The sequence below is a fragment of the Pseudomonas sp. GP01-A4 genome (assembly GCF_058780865.1).
In genome coordinates this window covers 50,718-76,699 of the sequence record NZ_JBYSWF010000013.1, presented here as the reverse complement: position 1 = coordinate 76,699, position 25,982 = coordinate 50,718, and the positions used below count along the sequence as shown (strand labels likewise).

Below are 25,982 nucleotides of genomic sequence, written 5' to 3'. Positions count from 1 at the left end.
CGCGAATGCGGTGTGACAGTCAACAGATGTTCTGACTGATCCAGCGCTTTCGCGAGCAAGCCCGCTCCCACATTGGACCTGTGCCGTCAGGCAGATTGCATTTCAAGGCAGGAACGCCTGCCGGTATTCACCAGGGGTGGCGCCCATCGCCTGGCGGAACCGGTTGGTAAAGTGGCTAGCGCTGGAAAATCCGCACGCCAGGGCAATCTCGCCCAGCGGCAACGACCCACCCCGCAACAACTCCCGGGCGCGGGCCAGGCGCCGCGCCAGCAGATATTGATGGGGCGGCAGTCCAAAACTCTCGCGAAACATCCGCGCAAAGTGGTACTCCGACAACGCACACAAGCCTGCCAACTGCCCCAGGCTGATCGGCTCCGCCAGTTGCTGGTCGATGTGCTCCACCAGTTGCCGGCGCTGGTGGGCGGGCAGCCCGCCTTTCAAACGCAAACCCTCGCGCATCCCCACCTGGCTGAGCAAGGTATGGCTGAGCATTTCATGGGCCAGGCTGCTGGTCAGCAGGCGTTCGCCGGGCTCTTTCCAGTTCAGGCTGATCAACTGGTGAAAACGCCGGGCCTGCCGCGCATCGTCGAGGAAGGTGCTCTCGCGCAGTTGCAACTCGCGGGGTTCGCGGTCCAGCAAGGTGACGCAGCCCAGGGCGAATTGCTCGGGGCTGAAATACACGTGGGCCAGGCGGATTTCGCCGTTGATCACCCAGGCCGACTGATGCTCGGCCGGCAAGATGCACAGCTTGTCCGGGCCGCCCTTGGTGCCGGGCTGGTCGCGGCGAAAGGTGCCGGTGCCACCGCCGATGTAGCAGGACAAGGTGTGGTGGTCGGGGGCTTCGTAATCCTGGGCGTCGTGATGGTTGCTCCACAAGGCTGCAGACAAGCCGTCACCGAGCTCGGCGCACAGCTCGAGGCGAGCGTTGGGCGAGCGGTTGAGGGATTGAAAGACTTGCAGGGTTTCCAGTGGCGGCATATTCGTACTCTCTGACGGCTTGCATCCTACTCCCCGCGGCGGCGGCTGTGATCCCGGCAGCCGACAAAAGCGCAAGAATGTGCAAGAGACCTGGTGCCGCCAGGGGCGAAACTGTGGCTCAACCCTCGGAGCCCGCCATGAACCTTTTCCTGTATTTACTCACCGTATTGATCTGGGGCACCACCTGGATTGCCCTCAAGTGGCAACTGGGCGTGGTGGCGATTCCGGTGTCCATCGTCTATCGCTTTGGCCTCGCGGCGCTGGTGCTGTTCGTGATGCTGCTGCTCAGCCGCAAGCTGCAGGTGATGAACCGGCGCGGGCATCTGATCTGCCTGGCCCAGGGCCTGTGCCTGTTTTGCGTCAACTTCATGTGCTTCCTGACCGCCAGCCAGTGGATTCCCAGCGGCCTGGTGGCGGTGGTGTTCTCGACGGCCACCTTGTGGAACGCGCTGAACGCCCGGGTGTTCTTCGGGCAGAAGGTCGCACGCAATGTGTTGATGGGCGGCGGCCTTGGCTTGCTCGGCCTCGGGCTGTTGTTCTGGCCGGAACTGGTAGGGCACACCGCCAGCCCGCAAACCTTGCTCGGCCTGGGTTTGGCGCTGCTCGGTACGATGTGTTTCTCGGCGGGCAATATGCTGTCGAGCCTGCAGCAGAAGGCCGGCCTCAAGCCACTGACCACCAATGCCTGGGGCATGGCCTATGGTGCGTCGATGCTGGCGATGTACTGCGCGGTGCAGGGCATTCCGTTCGACATGGAATGGAACAGCCGGTACATCGGTTCGCTGCTGTACCTGGTGATCCCGGGTTCGGTGATTGGCTTTACCGCCTACCTGACCCTGGTCGGGCGCATGGGGCCGGAGCGGGCGGCGTATTGCACCGTGCTGTTCCCGGTGGTGGCGTTGAACGTCTCGGCGTTTGCCGAGGGCTATCAGTGGACGGCGCCGGCGTTGGCGGGGTTGGTGCTGGTGATGCTGGGGAATGTGTTGGTGTTTCGCAAGCCCAAGGCTGGCGCGCCGATCAATCCAATCTACAAGGCGAAGCAGGTTTAGTGTGGGGGCTCGACAGCTCCCACATTTGATCTCCTTTACCCGAGAATCACCGTTCATTACTTCAGGCCCAGGCGCTTGGCCATTCGTCCCAGGTTGGCCCGGTCCAGGCCCAGCTCACGGGCGGCACTGGCCCAGTTGTGCTGGTGGCGTTCCAGGCAGGCGCTGATGACCTGGCGCTGGTAGTTCTCGGTGGCCAGGCGCAGGTCGCCGGTGACGTCCGGCACGGGGTCGGGCTGCGCTTCGAGCGGTGGCGCGGTGGCGTTCGGCAAGTCCAGATCCGCCGCGCTGAGGCTGAGAATCTTCGGGCGCTCCCGGCAGTTACCCAGGGCTTTCAAGGCGCTGCGGCCGATCAAGTGTTCCAGTTCGCGCACATTCCCCGGCCAGGTATAAGCCAGCAGTGCCGCCTGGGCATCGCTGGTCAGGCGCAGGCTGCCCAGTCCCATGCGTGAGCGGTTCTGTTCAAGGAAAAAGCCCGCCAGCAACAGCACATCGCGACCGCGCTCACGCAGCGCCGGGACTTGCAACGGGTACACACTCAAACGGTGATAAAAGTCGGCACGATAGCGGCCGCTGCGTACTTCTTCGGCCAGATCCCGGTTAGTGGCAGCGATCAGGCGCACATCCACCTGGTGCTCCTTGTCAGACCCCAGGCGCTGCAACTGGCCACTTTGCAGCACCCGCAGCAGCTTGGCCTGCACGGTGAGGGACAACTCGCCCACTTCATCAAGAAACAGCGTGCCGCCATTCGCCAGCTCGAACTTGCCCCGGCGTTCGTTGAGCGCGCCGGTAAACGCCCCGCGCACGTGGCCGAACAGTTCGCTTTCCACCAGGGTTTCCGGCAGGGCGGCGCAGTTGAGGCTGATCAGCGGTTTCTCGGCGCGGTTTGATGCAGCATGGATCGCCTGGGCCACCAGCTCCTTGCCCACGCCAGTCTCGCCGGTGATCAATACCGTCAGGTCACTGCCACCCACCAGGTTGATTTCTTCCACCAGGCGTTTGTGGCTCTTGCTCTGGCCGATCATTTCCTTGTGCTGCTGGCCGCTGGCCTGGCGGTAGATTTCGGCGCGCTGGTGTTCGTCTTCGGCACGCAGGGCCAGGCGTTCAATGCGTTCAGCGACATTGACGGTGGCGGCGGCGAGGCTGGCAAAGGCTTGCAGGGCGTCCAGTTCCACCCGTTCGAAGCGCTCGGTATCCAGGGCGTCGAGGGTCAGCAGGCCCCAGGGCTGGTCGTCGACAAACAGTGGGCAGCCCATGCAGTCGTGAACCTCCAAGTGGCCGTGCAGGCCATCCACCAGGCCGTCATAGGGGTCGGGCAGTTCGCTGTCGCTGTCAAAGCGGGTAGGGCCGGGGCTGCTGAGCAGCACGGCGAAACGCGGATGTTCGCTGACCTTGAAGCGCCGGCCGAGGGTGTCGGTACTCAAGCCATCCACCGCCAGCGGCACCAGCCATTCGCCGTCGAGGCGCAGCAGGGCGGCCGCGTCGCAGGGCAGCAGGGCGCGCATGGCCTGGAGCAGACGCCGGTAACGCTCGCCTTCGGGCAACTCGCGGGACAGGTCGGCGACCAGGGGCAGCAGGGTGGTGAGCAGCGGCTTCGCAGTCATAATGACTCCTTGTAGTCATAGTGACTATATAGCGTAGGAAGTCATACTGACTACATTAATATTAAGTATTTGATTTATAAGGATTTATTAGTTGGCATGAATACTGAGTAGTAAAGGGTATTCAGTAAGAAGACTCAGGAGTCTGCCATGCTTAGTGCCCAAGACGGTGCCATCGTCAAATCCACCGTGCCCCTGCTGGAAAGTGGCGGCGAAGCCCTGATCACCCATTTCTACCGGATGATGCTGTCCGAATACCCAGAAGTACGCCCGCTGTTCAACCAGGCCCACCAGACCAGCGGCGACCAGCCCCGGGCCTTGGCCAACGGCGTGCTGATGTACGCCCGCCACATCGACCAGTTGGACCAGTTGGGCGACCTGGTGGCGAAGATCATCAACAAGCACGTGGCCTTGCAGATCCTGCCGGAGCATTACCCAATTGTCGGTACCTGCCTGCTGCGAGCGATTTCCGAAGTGCTGGGCAGCGAAATCGCCACCCCTGAAGTGATGAGTGCCTGGGGCGCCGCCTATGGCCAATTGGCCGACATCCTGATCGGTGCCGAGGCGGCTATCTATAAAGAGAAGGAACAAGCACCGGGCGGCTGGCGTGGCGCGCGGCCGTTCACCTTGGTCAAGCGTGTGGAGGAGAGCGCGGAAATTATCTCGTTTTACTTCGCGCCTGTGGATAACGGCCCGATCCTGGCCGCCGAGCCTGGGCAGTACATCGGCATGAAGCTGGTGCTGGAGGGCGAGGAAGTGCGCCGCAACTATTCCCTGTCGGCGCGTGGCGATTCGGGCCAGTACCGCATCAGCGTCAAGCGCGAAGCCGGTGGGCGGGTGTCGAACTACCTGCATGACCAGTTCCATGTGGGTGCGACCATCGATCTGTTCCCGCCTTCGGGGGAGTTCACACTGGCGGCCAGCGACAAGCCATTGGTGCTGATCAGCGGCGGCGTGGGCATCACGCCAACATTGCCGATGCTCGAAGCGGCGCTGGCCACCGAGCGTCCGGTTCACTTTATCCACTGCGCGCGTAATGGCGGCGTGCATGCGTTCCGCGAATGGGTGGACGGCCTGGCGGCGCAGCATCCGCAGCTCAAGCGCTTCTATTGCTACGCCGAGGATGATGGCGTGAGCCCGGCGGCGGACAAGGTCGGGATGCTGAGCCAGGAGCAACTGGCGGCGTGGCTGCCGCAGGAGCGCGATGTGGATGCGTACTTCCTGGGGCCTAAAGGCTTCATGGCGGCGATCAAGCGTCACTTGAAGGCCCTGGGTGTGCCGGAAGCGCAGAGCCGGTATGAGTTCTTTGGGCCGGCGTCGGCTCTGGAATAACTTACTCGGTCAAAAATGTGGGAGCGGCGGTGCGACGATTCGACTTGCTCGCGAAGGCGGTGTATCAGGCACACATTCAGTGACTGACACTCCGCTTTCGCGAGCAAGCCCGCTCCCACATTTTGATCTCCATTTTCCCTGATTAATCTCCTGTTAATGCCTCCTGTTTAAACCTCCACACGCCAACTGCTCAACTTTCACCGTCCGCGTGTAAACTTGCGGCCATTGGCACAACCATCATTGGCTAAAGGGAAACGGGGATGATCGACGAATTGCGTTTGGGCAGGGAGCGACGCTTTCTGGTACTGCTGGGCATCATCTGCCTGGCGCTGATCGGCGGGGCGCTGTACATGCAGGTGGTGCTGGGCGAGGCCCCTTGCCCGCTGTGCATCCTGCAACGTTATGCCTTGCTGCTGATCGCGATCTTCGCCTTCATCGGTGCCGCCATGCGCACCACCCGCAGTGTCACGGTGTTTGAAGCACTGGTGACCCTCAGCGCCCTGGGGGGCGTCGCCGCTGCCGGCTATCACGTGTACATCCAGTTCTTTCCGAAGGTCAGCTGCGGCATCGACGTGCTGCAACCGATTGTCGATGGCTTGCCGCTGGCCTCGGTGTTTCCCCTGGGGTTCCAGGTCGACGGCTTCTGTGAGACGCCGTACCCGCCCGTGCTCGGCCTGTCCCTGGCCCAGTGGGCGCTGGTGGCCTTTGTGCTGACGGTGATCCTGGTGCCACTGGGCATTTACCGTAATCGCCAGGGCAACGCCTAAGCGGTTACAACTCAACGCCCCGGCCTTCCTCTAAAGAAGGCTGGGGCGTTTTTGTTTGTAGGCATTTGTGAAGAGGCCGTGACGCGGGGCAAGTTTGGGTGTGCGCAGCGTGCGACATGTTGTCACACGGAAGCTGTCGCAGGACGTTTCTGACGCTCGTAAACGCGCCATAAATTTGCATGAAGCGGCGTTTTATGGCTGTCAGTTCGTCGTCTGGCCGACGCCGCGAGTGGCGTGCGGTCGGCGACATTGCCCGATGTCCGAATGCCTTGTTTTTAGGGGACTTGGATCCGTTTTCGATGCCCTTACAGGCTGTAAGGGATGTGGCAGATTGCCCAATAACACGGCATTTTTTGTGGTTTTTGTCGAGAATCAAACGCGATACGATCGCGGACCTTTGCAATAATGGTGAAGGATTATTGCTGGAAACGATAAAAATTATTTCTGGATAAGACATGGTTTATACATCGCTAGCTAACTACAATCGCCCGCACTGAATGTCCGGTGCTGCTCACCCCTGAGCAAACTAGGGCGGTCGAGAAGCGGATGTAACGTTTCATGCGACCCCAGGTGCCGGCAGCCTTTCAACTATCCGCACCAAATGGAATTGGTCTGTAACAAGGCCTTTGACCAACGAATTCGAATAAGAACTCACCGCTAGCCCGGGACGTGTCGATTCGCGCAAGGTGCGACGGGCAGGCCCTTATTCAATCGAAGAGAAATGCCAACCCTTGGCAGGGTGAAGTGTTGGCGATCAAAACCCAACTGCATTGCGCAAGCTGCTTTAGAGGTCGTGAGATGAGTAAAAACAGGTACCCCCGATTACTAGGCTTTTTGCCGCTGCTTGGCATGATGTTAATGCTGGGAGGCTGCAAGTGGACCTTGCTCGACCCTAAAGGTCAGGTCGGTCTGGATCAACGCAACCTGATCATCACCGCCACCCTGCTGATGCTGTTGGTCGTGGTGCCCGTGATCATCATGACGTTCGCGTTCGCCTGGAAATACCGCGCGTCGAACACCAGCGCTACCTACGCGCCGAAGTGGTCGCACTCCACCAAGATTGAAATCGCGGTGTGGCTGGTGCCGATCCTCATCATCATCGCCCTGGGTTACATCACCTATAAGTCGACCCATGAGCTGGACCCGTACCGTCCGCTGGACTCCGACGTCAAGCCGATCAACATCGAAGTGGTCGCGCTGGACTGGAAGTGGCTGTTCATCTACCCGGACCTGGGTATCGCCACTGTGAACCAGATCCGGTTCCCGGAGAACACCCCGCTTAATTTCCGGATCACCTCCGACGCCGTGATGAACTCGTTCTTCATCCCTGCACTGGGTGGCCAGATCTACGCGATGGCAGGCATGCAGACCCGTCTGCACCTGATCGCGAACGAGAAAGCTGAAATGGAAGGCATCTCCGCCAACTACAGCGGTGCTGGCTTCACCGGCATGAAATTCAAAGCGATCTCGACGAGCCAGGAAGATTTCAACGCCTGGGTAGCCGAAGTCAAGGCCGCACCTAAACAGCTTGATCAAGCTGAATACGACGCCCTTGCCAAACCAAGCCAGAACAACCCAGTCGCCCTGTACTCCACGTACGAGCCGGACCTGTTTCAGAAAATCGTCGACAAGTACGAAGGTATGAAGCCAGGCAAGCCGATCGAGCACGAGAAGAAAGAAGTGGCCGCGGTTGAAGGTTCTGACACGGGCTCGCATTCAACTGCTGGGGCAGAGGAGTAAACGATGTTTGGTAAATTAAGTTGGGATGCGGTCCCGTTCCACGAGCCGATCGTGATGGTGACCATCGCCATGATCGCGCTGGGTGGTCTGGCACTGTTTGCAGGTATCACTTACTTCAAGAAGTGGACCTACCTGTGGACCGAGTGGCTGACTTCGGTCGACCACAAGAAAATCGGCGTCATGTACGTCATCGTTGCCATGGTCATGCTGCTGCGTGGTTTTGCCGACGCCATCATGATGCGTACCCAGTTGGCCATGGCCACCGAGGGTTCGCCTGGCTACCTGCCTCCTGAACACTATGACCAGATCTTCACCGCCCACGGTGTGATCATGATCATCTTCATGGCGATGCCTTTCTTCACCGGCCTGATGAACCTTGCCTTGCCGCTGCAGATCGGTGCGCGTGACGTTGCGTTCCCGTTCCTGAACTCCCTGAGCTTCTGGCTGCTGGTATCCGGCGTAGTGCTGATCAACCTGTCCCTGGGCGTCGGCGAATTCGCCAAGACCGGTTGGGTTGCGTATCCGCCATTGTCGGGCCTGGCCTACAGTCCGGGCGTGGGTGTGGATTACTACATCTGGGCGCTACAGTTATCAGGACTCGGGACGACACTGACGGGGGTCAACTTCCTGGCCACCGTCTTGAAAATGCGCGCCCCGGGCATGAAGCTGATGGACATGCCGATCTTCACTTGGACCTGCACCTGGGCCAACGTACTGATCGTTGCATCGTTCCCGATCCTGGCTGCAACCATGGCGTTGCTGTCGCTTGACCGTTACCTGGATTTCCACATTTTCACCAATGAACTTGGTGGCAATCCAATGATGTACGTGAACCTGTTCTGGGCATGGGGTCACCCTGAGGTGTACATCCTGATCCTGCCAGCGTTCGGTATCTTCTCCGAAGTGATCTCGACCTTCTCGGGCAAGCGCCTGTTCGGTCACCACTCGATGATCTACGCCTCGGGCGCGATCTCGGTACTGGGCTTCATGGTTTGGCTGCACCACTTCTTCACCATGGGTTCGGGGGCCAGCGTCAACGCGTTCTTCGGACTGGCGACGATGCTGATTTCCATCCCGACGGGGGTGAAGCTATTTAACTGGCTATTCACCATCTATCACGGTCGTCTGCGTATCACCAGCCAGGTTCTGTGGACCCTGGGCTTCATGGTGACCTTCGCGATCGGCGGCATGACCGGCGTACTGCTGGCCATCCCGGGTGCTGACTTCGTACTGCACAACAGCCTGTTCGTAATTGCTCACTTCCATAACGTGATCATCGGCGGCGCAGTATTCGGCTACATCGCAGGTTTCAGCTTCTACTTCCCGAAAGCGTTCGGCTTCAAGCTGCACGAAGGCTGGGGCAAGGCTGCATTCTGGTTCTGGATTTCGGGCTTCTTCGTCGCGTTCATGCCGCTCTACGCTCTGGGCTTCATGGGCATGACCCGTCGTCTGAACGCCACGACCAACCCTGAGTGGGTACCGTACCTGTACGTTGCCATGGTGGGTGCACTGATGATCGCTGTGGGTATCGCCTGCCAGCTGATCCAGCTGTATGTCAGCGTGCGTGATCGCAAGCAGAACATGTGCGAATCCGGCGACCCATGGAATGCACACACCCTGGAATGGTCGACTTCGTCGCCACCGCCGTTCTACAACTTTGCCGTACTGCCGAAGGCTGACAGCATCGATCCGTTCACCGAAGCCAAGGAAGACGGTACTGCGTACCAGAAGCCTGCGCGTTACGAACCGATCCACATGCCTAACAACACCGCTACCGGCGTTGTGATGGGCGCGCTGTTGACCGTGTTCGGTTTCGCGATGATCTGGCACATCTGGTGGCTGGCCATCGTGAGCCTGGTGGGCACCATCGGCTACTTCATCGTTCACGCTGCCCGTGATGACCAAGGCTACATGGTGCCGGTCGACGTGATCGAACGCATCGAAGCCGAGCAACACGCTCGCCTGGTTGCCGAGAAGAAGATCCCGGCCAACCGTGTTGAAACCTCGTTGGAACAGGCTTAAACCATGTCGAACTTAGTGACCAATGCTGGACACGCCCATGTCGATGACCATGGGCACGATGACCATCACCACGACTCGGGGCCAATGACCGTATTCGGTTTCTGGCTCTACCTGATGACCGACTGCATCTTGTTTGCGTCGATCTTCGCGGTGTACGCGGTACTGGTAAACAACGTAGCGGGTGGCCCGTCGGGCCACGACATCTTCGAACTGCCTTACGTGCTCGGCGAAACCGCCTTGCTGTTGTTCAGCTCGATCACCTACGGCTTCGCCATGCTGGCCTTCTACAAGGGCAGCAAGAAAGGCGTCCTGGGCTGGTTGGCACTGACCTTCCTGTTCGGCCTGGGCTTCATCGGCATGGAGGTCAACGAGTTCCACCTGCTGATCTCCGAAGGTTACGGCCCGCACCGTAGCGGCTTCCTGTCGGCGTTCTTCACGCTGGTAGGCACCCACGGTCTGCACGTGACTGCCGGTCTGATCTGGATGGCGACCATGATGTATCAGGTCAACAAACATGGCCTGACCAACACCAACAAGACTCGCCTGAGCTGCCTGAGCCTGTTCTGGCACTTCCTGGACGTGGTCTGGATCTGCGTCTTCACCGTTGTCTACCTGATGGGGACTCTGTAATGGCTAATGCACATTCCCATGACAGCCATGATGACAGCCACGGCAGCGTCAAGTCGTACGCCATTGGCTTCATCCTGTCGGTCATCCTGACGCTGATCCCGTTCGGCCTGGTGATGTACCCAACCTTGCCGAAGTCGATCACCTTGATGATCGTCCTGGCGTTCGCGGTGATCCAGGTCCTGGTTCACCTGGTGTACTTCCTGCACCTGGACCGCTCGAAGGCTCAGCGCGATAACGTGATTGCGTTCGTGTTCGCAGGTTTGGTGATCCTCCTGCTGGTTGGCCTGTCGGTATGGATCATGTTCAGCATCCATACGTTCATGATGGCGAAGTGAGGTAAGACCCGATGTCGCTTAAGCACTTTATCCAAATCACCAAACCGGGGATCATTTTCGGTAACGTGCTTTCTGTGGCAGGCGGTTTCTTCCTGGCCTCCAAGGGGCATGTCGATCTGGCCATTTTCCTGGCTGCGATGATCGGCACGTCCCTGGTGGTAGCTTCCGGTTGTGTATTCAACAACTGCATCGACCGCGATATCGACATCAAGATGGAACGCACCAAGAATCGTGTGCTGGTCCAGGGCCTTATCTCCCTGAAACTGGCACTGATCTTCGCGACCATCCTGGGTATCGCCGGCGTGGTGTTGCTGTACAAGGTGGCCAACCCGCTGGCGGCGCTGTTTGCCGTGATCGGCTTCGTCATCTACGTCGGCTTCTACAGCCTGTACCTCAAGCGCAAGTCGGTTCACGGCACGCTGGTGGGCAGTCTGTCGGGGGCGATGCCGCCGGTGATTGGTTATGTGGCTGTGACCAATAGCTTCGACATGGCCGCGTTGGTGCTACTGGTGATGTTCAGCCTGTGGCAGATGCCGCACTCCTATGCCATCGCGATCTTCCGCTTCAACGACTACCTGGCTGCCTCGATTCCGGTTCTTCCGGTCAAGCGTGGCATCAAGGTCGCCAAGAAACACATCCTGCTCTACATCCTGGCCTTCCTCGTGGCGACCTTGATGTTGACCTTCAGTGGCTACGCCGGCATGAGCTACCTCGCCGTTGCCGCCGCCATGGGCATGTACTGGTTGTACATGGCCTGGACCGGCTACAAGGCGGTGGATGACACCGTCTGGGCACGCAAGCTGTTCGTCTTCTCGATCTTCACCATCACCGCCTTGAGCGTGATGATGTCCCTGGATTTCCAGGTGCCGAAAGAGTTGCTGCTGACGTACGCTCACTGAGTGATCGAGCAGTAAAAAACCCCGCCTTCGAAAGAAGCGCGGGGTTTTTTATTGAGGGGCCTTTAAACTATGCCAAATCTTACAAATGCAGGAAGCAGCGTGATGAGTAAAAAAGCCGTTATCGTATTCAGTGGTGGGCAGGATTCGACCACCTGCCTGATCCAGGCACTGGCGCTGTATGACGAGGTGCACTGCATTACCTTCGATTATGGCCAGCGCCATGTGGCGGAAATCGAAGTCGCACAGAAACTCGCCAAACAGCTGGGCGCCACCGTCCACAAAGTGATGGACGTGTCGCTGTTGAACGAGCTGGCCATCAGCAGCCTGACCCGCGACAACATTCCGGTACCCACGGTGAACAGCTCGGGCGAGAGTTTGCCGAGCACCTTTGTGCCAGGCAGGAACATTCTGTTTCTGACCCTCGCGGCGATCTACGCCTACCAGGTCAAGGCGGAAACGGTGATCACCGGGGTGTGTGAAACCGACTTCTCCGGCTACCCCGATTGCCGGGACGAGTTCGTCAAGGCGCTGAACAAAGCGCTGCAACTGGGCATGGAATACGACGTACGCCTGGAAACGCCGTTGATGTGGCTGAACAAGGCCGAGACCTGGGCCCTGGCGGACGATCACCAGCAGCTGGACCTGATCCGCAACCAGACCCTGACCTGCTACAACGGCATTATCGGCACGGGTTGTGGCAACTGCGACGCGTGCAACCTTCGCGCACGTGGCCTGAACGACTACCTCGAAAACAAGGCAGCCGTCATGCAGAGCCTGAAAAGCAAACTGGCGTGATGTCGATCGTTCCCACGCTCCGCGTGGGAACGCATCCCGTGACGCTCCGCGTCACAAAGGCGGACGCGGAGCGTCCAAGGCGGCATTCCCACGCAGAGCGTGGGAACGATCATCAGCTGGCGTGTGGTTGGGCCTGGGTATCGCCCGTGATGTAGCGCTTGAACAGCGAGCGGGCGCCATAGGCCGGCAGGATGTTGAAGAAGGCAAAGCAAACCTTGATCGCGATCTGCACGTAGATCATGTTCAGGATGTCGCTGGTCTGCATGGCGCCGTAGAACGCGATGAAGCAGAACAGGAAACTGTCGATGATCACCGCGAAGAACGTACTCAGGAAAATCCGCAGGAACAGGTACCTGGAATTGGTCAGCTCCTTGATCTTGCACAGCAGGTACGAGTTGATGTTCTCCGACACCAGGAACGAAACCGAAGAGGCGATGAGCACCGACGACACCTGGATGATCACGTCGTTGTAAGGCCCGTCGAGCTTCCAGCCTGGCAAACCGGGGAGGAAGGTCGAGCCGTAGAGCAGGATGATGATCATCGCGTTACTGGCAAACGCAAACAGGATGGCCCGTCTCGCCAGCCGCAGGCCGAACTGTTCGTTGAGCAAGTCCACGATCAGAAACGTCAGCGGGTAAAGGAACGTGCCGGGCGTGACGATAATGCCCAGCGACTCCAGGTAAATAGGTTTGGTCGCGGCGATGCTGGTGAAGATATAGAACGTAAAGAGCAGCAGGTTCAGGATGATGTAAATCATCCATGAGTTCTCGTTGCGGTCGTTGAGGTCGTACGCGGTCAGCGCTCCGCCCTGTGAGTAGAACTTCTTGTACATGTTCTTCACTTCCATTTTGTTTAAATTGTCCATGATTTCGCTGTTCAGCACTTCGCTCAGCTTTATCCGAATGATCTTGCCCGTGGCGATCACCATGATCACCGCCAGGCTCTTGTCATTCTCGAACCCCAGCAACTTGTATTTGCTGTTCTCGACTTCGTGCTCATACGTTGTCATTGAAGCGCTCCTCGATGATATCTCCCACCACACAGATACGATCCGAGCTGACACACGCTTGATCCGTGATAAATAGTTTTTTGCTGAGCCTGTCGTACACCAACTTTTCCTTGTCGTCGCTCGACGTCCCTTTCTGCACGATCAACAAATCGCCCGGCTCGTTGACGCCGGCAATCGCATGTTCCAGCAGCACGGCTATCAAGTTGTAGGAAGTGCCGAAGTAGTAGGTCAGCGGGTACAGCGTGGCGAGTTCGCCAATGCGCTTGTCCATGCTCGCCATGACCTGGCTTTGCTTGATGATCGGCACGGCAGCAGGGTTCATGTTGCCCTGGGGGGAAATACTGCTGTCGATGATCTCTTTTTCTTCGAAGTCGAGGGTCTCGATTTCTTCATAGGAAACGCCGAAGAAATCCGAGATCTTGCGGATGGTGGACTGCTGTACGTTAACGACCTTGCCTTCCAGAATGTTGTAGATCGTGGTTCTGGTCAGGCCGGCCGCGTTGCACAACGACAGCTGCGTCTCTCCGCGGCTTTTGATCAGGTATTTGATATTGCTCTTCAAATACTCGGTGCGTTCTTTTCTGTGAATCAAATGCCCACCACTTCCTTATGTTCTACACAGAGCGTCCATGTTGCGCTGGGGGTGCGTGCTTCGCCGCGGCGCGAAGTGTTGCATGCGCCTGCCACAAGAATAAAGACCGTGATCAGTTTTTTGGCGATTGGCCAGCATTCAGCCAGGAAAAACCGCGTCTTGTCCCCCTGTGTGCGGCCAAAAAGAATCATTTAATTTGGAAAATGTTCATTTTTCTGCTTAATTGCCCTGCGCCCAACGGAAAGGCGCACGGGATTTTCAGGGAAGGAACACAGGACAATGGCAGTCGACACGCAACCACTTACCCACCAGGCCGACCTGCTGCAACGAGGGCTGGCGGATCTACGGGCAGAAGACGCGGAGCTGGCAGCGTTGCTGGATGCGGAAGTCACGCGCCAACACCAGACGCTGTCGCTGGCCGCTTCGTCCTGCGCAGTGAGGCCGAATATCCTGGCGGCGTCCGCCTCGCTGCTGGTCAACGTGACCGCCGAGGGCACGCCCGGCTGGCGTCATCACGCCGGCTGCGAGAATGCCGACCGGGTCGAAGCCCTGGCTGTGCGCCGAGCGCGTGAGCTGTTCAGTGCGCAATACGCAGGCGTGCAATCACACTCGGGGTCGACTGCCAACTATCAGGTACTGGCGGCCTTGCTGGAGCCGGGAGACACCGTGCTCGGCATGGCCCCCGATCACGGCGGGCATCTGAGCCACGCCAGCCCCGTCGCGTTCACCGGCGCGAACTACAAGGCGCTCAGGTACGGCACTACCTCCAAGGGTGTTATCGACTACGACCAGGTGCGCACACTGGCGCTGGCCCATCGCCCGCGCGTGATCATCTGCGGGGCGACGGCCTACTCGCACACCATTGATTTCGCGCGCTTGCGTGCGATTGCCGACGAAGCCGGGTCGATCCTGCTGGCGGACATTTCGACCATCGCCGGCCTGGTCGCCACCGGGCGCCATCCGAGCCCGATCGACGCAGCCCACGTCACTACGCTGTGCACCCATAAACAACTGGGCGGCCCGCGTGGCGGCCTGATCCTTTCCGGTCGCGACGCCGAAACCAAGGTGCCGGGCCTTAAGACCAGCTTCAGCCGGCTCCTCGATCAAGCCGTGTTCCCACGAATGCAGGGCGCACCGGCCTTCAACATGATCGCGGCAAAGGCGGCGGCGTTCGGCTACGCCATGTCCGCGGATTTCGACGCCTGGATGGCGCGTATTCGCACCACGGCCGACGAACTGGCCAGCGCGTTCCAGGCCTGTGACTACGAGGTGGTGGGCGGGCGCAGTGAAAACCACTCGGTGCTGATTCGCTTGCGTGGCGGCATCACCGGCGCCATCGCCCAGGCGGCGCTGGAGCAGTGCGGCATCATCGTGGACAAGCATCGCGCACCGGGAGAGACGCGACCATCATTCGTCGCTGGCGGGTTGTGTATCGGCACCGGCTCCCTGGCGCAACGCCAGCTCGACGCCGATGGATGTCGGCAGGTCGTCGAACTGGTGTGCCGGGTACTCGATGCGGTCACGCCCCTCAACGAGCACAAGTTCACCCTGGATCCGAATGCACAGGAATCCCTGCGCTTGCAGGCTCAAGCCTTGTGCGCGAAGTATCCCCTCGCGGATTACCTGCACAACTGAGCAAACATCCAAATGGATGTTTCATGTTATTGCAGGATAAATTGCTGTACGGTGTTTAAGCGGCTGTTATAGACGGTCGCGTTGTTGCTCATTCTCATCATTAACAAGCTGCACGACAGCTTGGCGTTCTCCTGGCAGTTATAAAAAGGGCTCTTAAAGTCCGTTCAACCTCCGTGAACGAAGTACTCAGCCTTTTGCAGTGAAGTCGAACTAGGCCCGTGCGCCGATAGTTGTTCGACTCATGAGGAGATATCCCGTGATAACCCGAAGAAAACTCCTGTATTCAGGCGCAGCCTTGACCGGTGCTGGCCTGTTTGCCCCGCTGTGGGCAGGTGCCGCGCTGGCGCAGGAAGTCAGCAGCGCCGCCAGCGACGACATTGAATCCTTCCGCCAACTGTCGATGTTCCTCCTCGAACGCTCGAACCTGGATGCCGCCTTGTCCTTGCGCATCCTGGCTCAGTGCACCCGGAACGACCCTGCATTCCCCGAGAAGATCAAAGCCTTGTGGAGCAAGGTTGGCCAGCATCACTTGCGCAACGTCGGCCAGTTGTCCGGCAGCCCGTTCTACGCCGACCCGGTGATCAAGGACACGACGCAGAAAATCGTCTCCGCCTGGTACCTGGGCTACACCGGCACGCCGGTGTCCCTGCGCGCCACCGACGGCACGCGCCTGGTCACCTTCACCGGCGCCCTGGCCTATGCGCCGACCGCGGACGCCACGGTGATCCCGACGTACTCCCGGGGAAAAACCAATTACTGGGTCAATCCTCCGGCCACGCTGGCCAACGACTAAGACAAGGCACTTTTATGAATCAGGATTTTGACGCCGATGTCATTGTGGTTGGCTCCGGCGCATTAGGCAGTAACGCAGCATTTGAATTGGCCAGGCACGGCAAGTCAGTGATTATTCTGGAAGCCGGTGAACATATTCCCCGCTGGAAGATAGTCGAGAACTTCCGTAATTCGTCGAACAAGGGCAATTACAACTCACCCTATCCGAATGAACCGTGGGCCCATCATTCTTACGATGAGCAATACATCGAGAACACCGGTTCTTTCGAGTTCCGCCCCGGCATGTTGAAACTGGTGGGCGGTACCACCTGGCACTGGGCGGCAGCGTGCTGGCGTTACTTGCCCAACGATATGAAACTCAAGACGCTCTACGGCGTAGGTCGCGACTGGCCGCTGGAATACAGCGAGCTGGAACCCTATTACGTGCGTGCGGAAATTGCCCTGGGCGTATGCGGCAGTGACACCCAGGACCAGAGCGGGCAGGGCGGCGGCGCTTTCCCGCCACGCTCAAGCCCGTACCCGATGGCGCCGGAAGGTGATACCTACCTGTTCCAGCGCCTGCGCGAACGCATGGCACCGGCGGGGTATCACTTTATCCATGAGCCCAATGGCCGTGCCACTGAACCCTACGACGGGCGCCCGGCGTGCAGCGGCAACAACAACTGCATGCCGGTCTGCCCCATTGGTGCGATGTACAGCGGCGACGTGCACGCCCGCCATGCGGAACAGGCCGGCGCCAAGCTGATCACCGACGCCACCGCCTACAAGCTGGAAAAAGGCGCGGACGACAAGATCGTCGCCATCCATTACCGCAGCTCCACCGGCGCCGATGTGCGGCTCACTGCCAAGTACTTCATCGTTGCCGCCCACGGCCTGGAAACCCCCAAGCTGCTGCTGATTTCCGAGGTGGCCAACTCCTCCGACCAGGTCGGTCGCAACCTGATGGACCACACCGGCCAGGGCCTGCAATTTATCGCCGACGAGCCGTTGTGGCCGGGACGTGGCGCGGTGCAGCAGGGCGGGATTTTCAACCGCCGCGACGGCGAGTTCCGCAAGGAGCGGGCCTCGGTCAAACACTCGATCTCCAACAACGTGCCGAACATTGCCGTGGCCAAGCGGCTGATCGCCCAGGGCGTGTACGGCAAGGAGCTGGACGAACGCATCCGCCACGATGCGGCGCGTTGGGTCGACGTCTCTACCGTGTATGAAACCCTGCCATTGCAGACCAACACCGTGCGCCCGAGCCGCACCCGCAAGGACGCCCTGGGCATTCCGATGCTGGTGGTCAACTACGAGGTGGGCGACTACGTGAAGGCGGCCAAGGCCGGCGTCACTGAAGACTATGCGCACTTCGTGCAGCTGATGGGCGGTACGGTGGTGGAAGACAACACCGGCTACCAGAACCGCGACCACCTGATGGGCACCGTGATCATGGGCGCCAACCCCAAGGATTCGGTGGTCAACCACGAGTGCCGCACCCACGACCACGCCAACCTGTTTCTCGCCACCACCGGGGTGATACCGGCCTCCGGCACCATCAACCCGACCCTGGCCGGCGTGGCGCTGAGTATCCGTATGGCCGACATCATTGCGCGGGAGGTCTAGGTCATGGGATTGCTTAAATTTCCATTGCTGGCCTTGCTGCTCACCGCGTTGCCGGTGTTTGCCGCTGAAGACACTGCCGCGCTGATTCAGAAAGGTGCGTATGTCGCCCGTGCCGGCGACTGCGAAGCCTGCCACCGTACCGCCGAGAATGGCGGCGCGCCGCTGGCCGGCGGGTATGTGATCGACTCGCCCATGGGCAAGATCATCTCCAGCAACATCACCCCGTCCAAGGCCTACGGCATCGGCGACTACACCGAGCAGCAACTGGCGGACGCCTTGCGCAAAGGCATCAACGCCAAGGGCCAGCACCTGTACCCGGCGATGCCCTACACCTCTTACCAGGGCATGAGCGATGACGACATCCACGCCTTGTATGTGTACCTGCAACAGGGCGTCAAAGCCGTGGACCAGCCGGTGCCGGAAACGCACCTGGCGTTCCCGTTCAACATCCGCCAACTGATGTTCGGCTGGAACCTGGTGTTCCTCGACAGCCAGGGTTTTGTGCCCAAGCCCGACGCCACCGAACAGACCAGCCGTGGCCAGTACCTGGTGGACAACCTAGCCCACTGCGGCGCCTGCCACACCCCACGTAACGCCTTGATGGCCGAGGACAACAGCCAGTACCTGGCCGGCGCCAAACTGGGGGGCTGGGTTGCGCCCAACATCACCTCCGACAAGGTCAGTGGCCTCGGCGACTGGAGCGAGGACGACTTGGTCAACTTCCTGAAAAACGGTCACCTCGCCGACAAGGCCCAAGCCGCGGGCGGCATGGCCGAAGCCGTGGAAAACAGCTTCCGCTACCTCAGCGACAGCGACCTGCATGCCATGGCCGCCTACCTGCACAGCGTGCCGCCGATCCGCGATCCCGGGCAAACCAAGCGGGTGGTGCGTGACGTCAAGCCGGTGGACATGAGCACCCTGGAAACCGGCCAGGGCGATCAAGCCTCACTGGCCGACGCCACTGGCCTGGATGGCGCACGCCTCTACAACTCGGCCTGCTCCAGCTGCCACGGCCGCGATGGCCAGGGCTCGGCTGACAAGTTCTACCCGTCCCTGAGCCTCAACACCGCGCTCAACGGCAACCAGGCCAACAACCTGGTGATGGCGATCATCGCGGGCATCGACCGCAAAGGTGCCGACGGCGCCGTGAGCATGCCGGCCCTGGGCGGTGACCTGAACGACGCGCAAATCGCCGCCATCGCCAACTACAGCCTGCACACCTTCGGCAACCCGGCGTTGAGCGTCAGTTCCGAAGAAGTCACCAGCCTGCGTCGCGGTGGGGATGCGCCGTTGTTGATCACGGCCATGCCGTACCTGTTGTGGGGCGGTGGCCTGGTGGTGCTGGTGCTGATCATCGTGCTGTTGCTGTGGCGCCGTCACCACCAACACCTGCGGGCAGTGGAGGCCAAGCGGATCGCGTTGAACCGGCGTTTTCATTCCAACTAGCCGGAAACGCAAAAGCCCCGCCTTCGGTATGAAGTGCGGGGCTTTTTGTTGGTTGGGTAAATCACCGGCTGTTTTCCTCGTCATACCCAATTGCAGGAACGGGGGCGAATCCCGCACCTGAAGCTGCGAGCCGACAAGGAGAGGTCTTCATGGTCAACGTGAGTCGTCGTTCCCTGATCGCACTGGGCGCGGTCTTGCCGTTGCTGGGTCGCCTGGACTGGGCTGAGGCAAGCCCCGCCGTGGCGGCGCCCCAGGTGCTGCTCAACTACAACGAAAGCCCCTACGGGCCCTCGCCGGCTGCGCGGCAGGCCATGCAGCGCGGTATTGCCGTTTCGGGGCGCTACCCGTACCCGGACATGTACGCGCTGGTCGAACAGTTTGCCAAACAGCAAGGCATTCTGGAGGAACAGGTGGCGGTGTTCGCCGGCTCCATGGCCGCGTTGCGCTACGCGGTGCTGGCGTTTACCAGCGAAACCCGCAGCCTGGTGATGGCCACGCCTTCCTACGAAGTTCCGCGCCAGGCAGCCGAGTCGTGCAAGGCCAGGGTGCATGAAGTGGACCTCAACGCCGATCACGCCCATGACCTTCCCGCCATGCTCACCGTTGACCGCCAGCCCGGCCTGATCTACCTCTGCAACCCGAACAATCCCACCGGCACCCTCACACCCGCCAAGGCCATCGAACAGGCACTGGCGCGCAAACCCCAGGGCAGCATTTTGCTGGTGGACGAGGCCTACATCGACTTCAGTGACGCACCCAGTTGTGTGGCGTGGGTCAAGGACCATGATGACTTGCTGGTGCTGCGCACGTTCTCGAAAATCTATGGCCTGGCCGGCGCACGCCTGGGGCTTGCGATCGGTCATCCGCAGCTGCTGGAACAACTGGCGGTGTTTGGCGGGGACAACGTGCCGGCGGCCGCCAGCCTGCTGGCCGCCCGCGCCAGCCTTGCGGATGCGCAACTGGTGCCGGCGCGCAAGGCACTCAATACCCGGTTGCGGGATGAGACGGTGGCCTGGCTAAAAAACCGCGGATTCACCTGCACGGCGTCTCACAGCAACTGCTTCATGATTGATGTGCGCCGTCCGGCGGGACAGGTCATCGAGCGGCTGGGCGAGCAGGGCGTGAAGATAGGGCGCGTGTGGCAAAACTGGCCGCAGTGGGTGCGGGTCACCGTGGGCAACGCTGATGAGATGCAGCGGTTTCGCGAGGTGTTTGCGGCTCAAGTCGTAGGCTGAATTCGCTGCGACGCAGGTCAAATGTGGGAGCGGGCTTGCTCGCGAAAGCGGAGTGTCAGTCAATGCATACGTGACTGACCCAGCGTCTTCGCGAGCAAGCCCGCTCCCACATTTAGATCGGGTTACTGCTGGGCGATGCTGTAGCCATCAAATGCGGTTTGCTGCTGCAATGCCGTAATGATGCTTTTACGCGTCAGTGGCTGCTCGGCGCCCGAGTTATCCACAAAGGTTTCAACTTCCAGTTCCGCCTCGTCACCTTCACCGACAAAGGTAAAGCCGAGGAATTCAAACGCCTCACGGTCGACGTTCGGCTTGGAGCGCGGCGAACGCAGCGGCAGGGTGACGCTGATGCCGTCCTTGCTGATGGCGAACACTTCCACTTCCTTCTTCGGGCGGGAAGCCTTGCCTTTGCCGGCGCTCGGGTTGCTGATGGCCTGGTGGGTCTGGTTCAGCACCTTGAGGGCCAGGCCGTAGACCAGCTCCTGAAACTCCGGGTCGTCCTTGAAGCTGGACAGGATGCGGCTGATGGAGAACTTGCTGTTCAGGTCTTCGAGGGCGGCGTTGTCGGCGGCTTCGGCGTCCTTGAGCTGCTTGAGCTCGCCCATCAGGTCGTAGGCCTTGTCGTCGTCGAAAGCGTCGTGGGCCTGGCGGATGGCCACGCGCAGCTCGCGGATCTGGTCGCTTTCCTTGGAGGTGTGGAACGCGTCCAGCACCATTTCACTGATGGTCTTGGCCGCCGGCACGTGCTGTGAAAGATTGATGGCGTTTTCGTATTCAGCTTTGGATTGCAAGGCGACTACGGATTCTTCGGTGCGGGAATCAGACATTGAAATTTCACTACTTCAGTAAACGGGGAGACGGGAAAAGCGTCGCGCATTTTCAGCGGGGAGGGGGATCAGGTCAAGGCAGCACAATGCCCTCATCCCGGTTGAATGATGCCAACGCCCGCTGCAGCTTGATCGCCCGCCCGCAAAACAGCCCAACGGTAAAACCCGAAGCCCCGCCCGCCAGGGCCAGCATTGGCGCGGTGCTCGACAGCAACGGGTGCACGGCGTGCTGGTAACCGAGGTAATACTTCACGGCGAAGAACAGTTGGGAGATCAGCAGGATTTTCCAGGTGCCGGGCAGCACCAGCGTGTGGCCATCGAGGCTTGCACCCTTGGCGGTGAACATCGCCATCGCCAACAGGCAGCCCACGGCGGCACCGCCCAGCCAGCAACCGATCGACAGCGTTGAATGCTCAATGGACAACAGCGACCAGATCACCAGCACCACCGGCAGAATAACCAGTGACCGGTGGTTTTCTCGGCTGCCGCGGGTGGCTTTGATCCCGTACCAGCAGATCCACAGATAAACGGCGTACACCCAAAGGGGCGTGCCCTGAAGAATGTCGAGCATGGTCAGCGTCCGTGCCTGATGAAGTTGGGCGTCGATATTCGCCGGGCCGCGCGTGGCTTGTCCATCGATTTAACCGAGGCGCTTGCCCATTTCGAAGGCGCGTTTTTCGTAGCCCAATTCCTCGTACAGCCGCTGCGCCGGTTCGTTGAAGGCCCAGACGGTCAGGCGCAAATCCCGGGCGCCCTGGCGGATGGCCCAGCGTTCGGCGAGCGCCATCAGTTCACGGCCAATGCCCTGGCCGCGGTGTGCCTCCAGCACGCAGATCGAGCCGATCCTGGCAACACGCAGCGGCTGCAACAACGGGCTGGCGGTCTCGATGATTTGCGCGGTGATAAATCCAACACCAACGCCGTGCTGCTCGGCAAGAAACACCGCCTGAACCCGGCTGGTCAGGCAGGGCCGCCAATGGGACTGGTCGCGCTCCACCTGGTCGGTGGCGTCACGGTAGATATCGGGCCGTTCCTGGTGGTGCAGGCGGTTCAGCGGCTGGCCCAGCACGCACAGGGTGTGCAGGTCATCCAGGTGCGCCTGGCGATAGGTCAATCCTTGAGACATGGCAGTCCTTCGAACGGGGCAAAGGGCGTTTTATGCCCGTTATCGGCGATCACGTAAAGGCGCGGCGTCGGCCCCAAGCCCTTCGACGAAGCCGGCAATGCGCTGGCAAGCCTCCCTGAGGGTGTCATCGGCGACGGTAAACGAAACCCGCACAAACCCTTCGGCGCTGGGGCCAAACGCCTGGGCGTCAAGCACCGATACGCCGGTCTGGCGATACAGTTGCCAGGCGAATTCCCGGCCGCTGAGCCCGGTGCGGCGTACGTCCACCAGCATGAACATGCCCGCCTGGGGGACTCGGCAGTCCAGCTCGCTGATCGCACTCAACGCGTTCACCACCAGGTCACGCCGGCGCCGATACACCGCACGGGCATCGCTGACCAAGGCCTCATCCAGTTCCAGTGCCTTGAGCGCCGCCGCCTGGATAAACCCTGGCAGGCCGTAAATCATGCACAGCAGCAAGTTTTCCAGATGGTTGATCAATGTGGGCGGGCCTGCCACCCAGCCAACCCGCCAGCCGGTCATGGCGTGGCTCTTCGACAGGCTGTTGAGCACCACCGTGCGCTCGGCCATGCCGGGTAACGCGCTGATGCTCAGGTGTTGATCGTCATAGATGAGCTGCCCATACACTTCATCGCAAATCACCCACAGGTCGTGGGCGCGTGCCACTTCGGCGACGGCTTCCAGCTCTTCGCGGCAGTAGACATTGCCGGTGGGGTTGCACGGTGTAGCGAGGGCGATGCCCCGGGTCTTGTCGGTAATCGCGGCTTGCAGCGCGGTGCGGGTCAGGCGAAAGCCGTTGGCGGCCGGTTGTTCGACGGTTTTAATGCGTGCCCCCGAGGCTTGGACACAGGCCTCGTAGGTCAGGTACATCGGCTCCGGCACCAGCACTTCATCGCCGTGGCTGAACAGGCACAAGCAGGCCGCGAACAGGCCATTCTGCGCGCCGGCGACCAGGGCGATATTGTCGGCGTGCACCGTAATCCCTTGCAGCAGGCTCTGCCGGGCTGCGATGGCTTCCCGCAGTTTCGGGCGGCCGAGCACAGGGGTGTAGTGGGTGTCGCCGGCGCGCAGGGCGTCCACGGCGGTTTCACAGATCGCGCTGTGTGTGGCGAAATCCGGGTCGCCGACACTGAGCACAATCACGTCTTCGCCACGCAGTTGGGCTTCGGCGGCGGCGTAGTGAATATCCCAGGCACTGACGGATTCGCCGCCAATGCGCCCCACAAAGGGTGAATAACGCATCCTTGCTCTCCTCGCCGACATCGATGCCCGCGTCAATTAGTCAATTTCAGTTCCACTGTAGAACATGCCGCCTGATCCACATCAAGGGCCGCGCGCAAAAAATCCGCTACAACGAAGCTGGGGCTGACCATGCCCCGGTTATCTGCCTGATGACCCAATAAAAACGATTGCAGACCTGCGCCGAGGGGACCGCCCCAGGCCGGGTTATTAAAGGAATAGTGCGATGATTTTTCCCCTGTCACGTCTGGGCCTTGTGGGGGTGGTGCTGTGCCTTTCCCTTCCCCTGCACGCCAACGAAGCCGACCCCACGCTGATCGAACAGGGCAAATACGTTGCCCAACTGGGCGACTGCATCGCCTGCCACACCGCCAGGCAAGGCGCGCAGATGGCCGGCGGGCTGGAACTGGGCACGCCGATGGGCACGATCTATTCGAGCAACATCACCCCGGACCGTGACACCGGCATCGGCCAGTACACCTTCGAGCAGTTCGACCGGGTGATGCGTGAAGGCGTGACGCCGGCCGGGCAGAACCTGTACCCGGCGATGCCTTACCCGTCCTACGCGAGGATGAGCGAAGGCGACATGCGCGCCTTGTTCGCCTACCTGATGCAGGGCGTGGAGGCGGTGAACAAACCCAACCTGGACGCCGAGATGGGCTTCCCGTTCAACCAGCGCTGGGGCCTGGCGTTGTGGAATTTGGCGTTTCTCGACAAGCAACCATTCGTGCCGGACCCGGCGAAGGATGACGTGCTTAACCGTGGCGCCTACCTCGTCCAGGGCCTGGGCCACTGCGGCTCGTGCCACACCCCGCGCGGCATCGCCTTCCAGGAAAAAGCCATGAGCGACGCGGGCCGCAGTGGCCGGCATTACCTGGCCGGTGAGACTGTCGAGCACTGGCGCGCCTTGAGCCTGCGCAACCTGTGGACGGTGGACGACACCGTGCAATTGCTCAAGACCGGGCAGAACCGCTTTGCCACGGTCGCGGGCAACATGGCGGATGTGATTCATCACAGTACCCAACACTTCACCGATGCCGATTTGACCGCCATCGCGACGTATCTCAAATCCCTGCCGCCGGGCAAGGACGACCTGCCGATGCCCGCCGTGGCCCACGAACCCGCCGCACCGCCCAAGGACTTGTTCACCAGCCGTGGTGGCCTGGGCTATATGCAGTTTTGCAGTGACTGCCACCGCAGCGATGGCGGCGGGGTGAAAGGGCTGTTCCCGCCGTTGGCCGGCAACCCGAGCGTTGCCTCGAACAACCCGACGTCACTGCTGCACATCACCCTCACCGGTTGGGAAACCGCCGAGACCGCAGCCCATCCACGGGTCTACACCATGCCTGGGTTTGCGCGGTTGGCGGATCAGGAAATCGCTGAAATCCTCAGTTTCGTGCGCAGCCGTTGGGGCAACGAAGGCACGCCTGTCACGGCTGCCCAAGTGAAGAAAATGCGCGGCCAGCTCAACCCGGTCACCACCGACTCGTCAGCGTTTGAAACCCCACGCCTGGCCGAATTGTTGGCGGCGCCGAATGCCGATCAGGTGGTACGCGGCATGCGCCTGCACCTGCAGACCAAGGAACTGCTGCCCAATAACGTGGGCAACTCGCTGAACTGCACCAGCTGCCATCTCAACGCCGGCACCGTGGCGGATGGTTCGCCGTTTGTGGGCGTCTCGGCATTTTTCCCGAGCTATGCGCCGCGTGCGGGCAAGGTGGTGAGCCTGGAAGAGCGGATCAACGGCTGCTTCCGTCGCTCGATGAATGGCAAGCCGTTGCCAGCGGAATCGGCGGATATGCAGGCGATGGTGGCGTACTTCGACTGGATGAAAAACAACACCAGGCCCGAAGATAAAGTCGCCGGGCGCGGGGTGGGCAAGGTCGACCCGGCGATCAAGCCGGATATGCAGAATGGCAGGCAGGTGTACGCCCGGCAATGCGCGGTGTGCCATGGCGACAATGGCCAAGGGTTGACGCGGGCGGATGGCGAGTTGGTGTACCCGCCGTTGTGGGGCGAGCAGTCGTTCAATATCGGGGCGGGGATGGCGCGGCTGTACACGGCGGCGGCGTTCGTCAAACGCAACATGCCGATCGGTTTTCACGAGAAATTCCCGTTGGGGCAGGGCGGGTTGTCGGATCAGGAGGCGGTGGATGTGGCAGCGTACTTCTCCCAACAACCTCGTCCGGATTTCCCGGACAAGGTGAAGGACTGGCCGAAGGGGGGTAAGCCTGTGGATGCGCGGTACTAGTAAAGCGTGAACACCGGGACTGTAGCAAAAGTGCTTATTGTGGCGAGGGAGCTTGCTCCCGCTGGGCTGCGCAGCGGCCC

At 60.5% G+C, this 25,982-nt stretch carries 23 protein-coding genes; 15 read left to right on the top strand and 8 right to left on the bottom strand.

What is annotated here, in order from left to right; genetic code table 11:
• Positions 1-102 precede the first annotated feature (102 nt).
• The gene (locus AC3WKX_RS10710) at positions 103-978 is read right to left on the bottom strand and encodes a helix-turn-helix domain-containing protein (protein ID WP_102605017.1); all 876 of its coding nucleotides are present in this window, start codon (positions 976-978) and stop codon (positions 103-105) included.
• A 137-nt stretch (positions 979-1,115) separates the two neighbouring features.
• Between AC3WKX_RS10710 and AC3WKX_RS10705 the strand changes: the two genes are divergently transcribed.
• Positions 1,116-2,027, top strand: a complete 912-nt coding sequence (locus AC3WKX_RS10705) for a DMT family transporter (RefSeq protein WP_008435625.1) — start codon at positions 1,116-1,118, stop codon at positions 2,025-2,027.
• A gap of 56 nt (positions 2,028-2,083) precedes the next feature.
• On the opposite strand, the gene norR is transcribed toward AC3WKX_RS10705, so the two are convergent.
• Complete coding sequence (gene norR, locus AC3WKX_RS10700; protein WP_008435623.1) at positions 2,084-3,628, bottom strand: nitric oxide reductase transcriptional regulator NorR; 1,545 nt, start codon at positions 3,626-3,628, stop codon at positions 2,084-2,086.
• A gap of 147 nt (positions 3,629-3,775) precedes the next feature.
• On the opposite strand from norR, the gene hmpA reads away from it, so the two are divergent.
• The 8 genes from hmpA (at position 3,776) to queC (ending at position 12,145) form a co-directional block, all read left to right on the top strand.
• Positions 3,776-4,957 carry an NO-inducible flavohemoprotein gene (hmpA, locus tag AC3WKX_RS10695; protein ID WP_102605016.1) on the top strand — a complete coding sequence of 394 codons (1,182 nt, stop codon included), beginning with the start codon at positions 3,776-3,778 and terminating at the stop codon, positions 4,955-4,957.
• 260 nt (positions 4,958-5,217) lie between these two features.
• Positions 5,218-5,724 (top strand): disulfide bond formation protein B, encoded by a 507-nt coding sequence (locus tag AC3WKX_RS10690; protein ID WP_003216367.1) that lies wholly within the window; start codon positions 5,218-5,220, stop codon positions 5,722-5,724.
• Positions 5,725-6,522: 798 nt separating this feature from the next.
• Complete coding sequence (gene cyoA, locus AC3WKX_RS10685) at positions 6,523-7,464, top strand: ubiquinol oxidase subunit II (protein WP_008435619.1); 942 nt, start codon at positions 6,523-6,525, stop codon at positions 7,462-7,464.
• A gap of 3 nt (positions 7,465-7,467) precedes the next feature.
• The gene (cyoB, locus tag AC3WKX_RS10680) at positions 7,468-9,486 is read left to right on the top strand and encodes a cytochrome o ubiquinol oxidase subunit I (RefSeq protein WP_003216371.1); all 2,019 of its coding nucleotides are present in this window, start codon (positions 7,468-7,470) and stop codon (positions 9,484-9,486) included.
• A gap of 3 nt (positions 9,487-9,489) precedes the next feature.
• Positions 9,490-10,116, top strand: a complete 627-nt coding sequence (locus tag AC3WKX_RS10675; protein ID WP_102605015.1) for a cytochrome o ubiquinol oxidase subunit III — start codon at positions 9,490-9,492, stop codon at positions 10,114-10,116.
• Positions 10,116-10,451 carry a cytochrome o ubiquinol oxidase subunit IV gene (cyoD, locus tag AC3WKX_RS10670; RefSeq protein ID WP_003216374.1) on the top strand — a complete coding sequence of 112 codons (336 nt, stop codon included), beginning with the start codon at positions 10,116-10,118 and terminating at the stop codon, positions 10,449-10,451. The genes AC3WKX_RS10675 and cyoD overlap by 1 nt, the downstream gene beginning before the upstream one ends.
• Positions 10,452-10,462: 11 nt before the next feature.
• Positions 10,463-11,350 carry a heme o synthase gene (gene cyoE, locus AC3WKX_RS10665; RefSeq protein WP_003216376.1) on the top strand — a complete coding sequence of 296 codons (888 nt, stop codon included), beginning with the start codon at positions 10,463-10,465 and terminating at the stop codon, positions 11,348-11,350.
• Between the two features lie 102 nt (positions 11,351-11,452).
• Positions 11,453-12,145 (top strand): 7-cyano-7-deazaguanine synthase QueC, encoded by a 693-nt coding sequence (gene queC / locus AC3WKX_RS10660; RefSeq protein ID WP_003216378.1) that lies wholly within the window; start codon positions 11,453-11,455, stop codon positions 12,143-12,145.
• 112 nt (positions 12,146-12,257) lie between these two features.
• On the opposite strand, the gene AC3WKX_RS10655 is transcribed toward queC, so the two are convergent.
• Entirely contained in the window at positions 12,258-13,154 is an 897-nt protein-coding gene (locus tag AC3WKX_RS10655) for a queuosine precursor transporter (protein ID WP_003216380.1), read from the bottom strand.
• Positions 13,141-13,746 (bottom strand): helix-turn-helix transcriptional regulator, encoded by a 606-nt coding sequence (locus AC3WKX_RS10650; RefSeq protein WP_003216382.1) that lies wholly within the window; start codon positions 13,744-13,746, stop codon positions 13,141-13,143. Before AC3WKX_RS10650 ends, AC3WKX_RS10655 begins: the two co-directional genes overlap by 14 nt.
• 279 nt (positions 13,747-14,025) lie before the next feature.
• On the opposite strand from AC3WKX_RS10650, the gene glyA reads away from it, so the two are divergent.
• From glyA to ptaA, 5 genes are all read left to right on the top strand, one after another.
• Positions 14,026-15,381: a serine hydroxymethyltransferase gene (gene glyA, locus AC3WKX_RS10645; RefSeq protein WP_102605014.1), complete on the top strand. Its 1,356-nt coding sequence runs from the start codon at positions 14,026-14,028 to the stop codon at positions 15,379-15,381.
• Positions 15,382-15,637: 256 nt separating this feature from the next.
• Positions 15,638-16,174 carry a sugar dehydrogenase complex small subunit gene (locus AC3WKX_RS10640; RefSeq protein ID WP_023659207.1) on the top strand — a complete coding sequence of 179 codons (537 nt, stop codon included), beginning with the start codon at positions 15,638-15,640 and terminating at the stop codon, positions 16,172-16,174.
• 14 nt (positions 16,175-16,188) lie between these two features.
• Entirely contained in the window at positions 16,189-17,778 is a 1,590-nt protein-coding gene (locus AC3WKX_RS10635) for a GMC family oxidoreductase (protein WP_008435597.1), read from the top strand.
• Positions 17,779-17,781: 3 nt separating this feature from the next.
• Positions 17,782-19,224 (top strand): c-type cytochrome, encoded by a 1,443-nt coding sequence (locus AC3WKX_RS10630; protein ID WP_102605013.1) that lies wholly within the window; start codon positions 17,782-17,784, stop codon positions 19,222-19,224.
• A gap of 149 nt (positions 19,225-19,373) precedes the next feature.
• Entirely contained in the window at positions 19,374-20,459 is a 1,086-nt protein-coding gene (gene ptaA, locus AC3WKX_RS10625) for a pyoverdine biosynthesis transaminase PtaA (protein WP_102605012.1), read from the top strand.
• Between the two features lie 122 nt (positions 20,460-20,581).
• Here the strand turns inward: ptaA and AC3WKX_RS10620 are convergent, their stop codons facing one another.
• From AC3WKX_RS10620 to AC3WKX_RS10605, 4 genes are all read right to left on the bottom strand, one after another.
• Positions 20,582-21,286: a hypothetical protein gene (locus AC3WKX_RS10620; RefSeq protein WP_102605011.1), complete on the bottom strand. Its 705-nt coding sequence runs from the start codon at positions 21,284-21,286 to the stop codon at positions 20,582-20,584.
• Between the two features lie 73 nt (positions 21,287-21,359).
• Complete coding sequence (locus AC3WKX_RS10615; protein WP_003216397.1) at positions 21,360-21,857, bottom strand: hypothetical protein; 498 nt, start codon at positions 21,855-21,857, stop codon at positions 21,360-21,362.
• 69 nt (positions 21,858-21,926) lie between these two features.
• The gene (locus AC3WKX_RS10610; RefSeq protein ID WP_008435578.1) at positions 21,927-22,412 is read right to left on the bottom strand and encodes a GNAT family N-acetyltransferase; all 486 of its coding nucleotides are present in this window, start codon (positions 22,410-22,412) and stop codon (positions 21,927-21,929) included.
• Between the two features lie 39 nt (positions 22,413-22,451).
• Positions 22,452-23,654 (bottom strand): pyridoxal phosphate-dependent aminotransferase, encoded by a 1,203-nt coding sequence (locus AC3WKX_RS10605; RefSeq protein ID WP_102605010.1) that lies wholly within the window; start codon positions 23,652-23,654, stop codon positions 22,452-22,454.
• Positions 23,655-23,877: 223 nt separating this feature from the next.
• Here AC3WKX_RS10605 and AC3WKX_RS10600 point away from each other — a divergent pair, with 223 nt between their 5' ends.
• The gene (locus AC3WKX_RS10600) at positions 23,878-25,902 is read left to right on the top strand and encodes a c-type cytochrome (RefSeq protein WP_102605009.1); all 2,025 of its coding nucleotides are present in this window, start codon (positions 23,878-23,880) and stop codon (positions 25,900-25,902) included.
• Positions 25,903-25,982 lie beyond the last annotated feature (80 nt).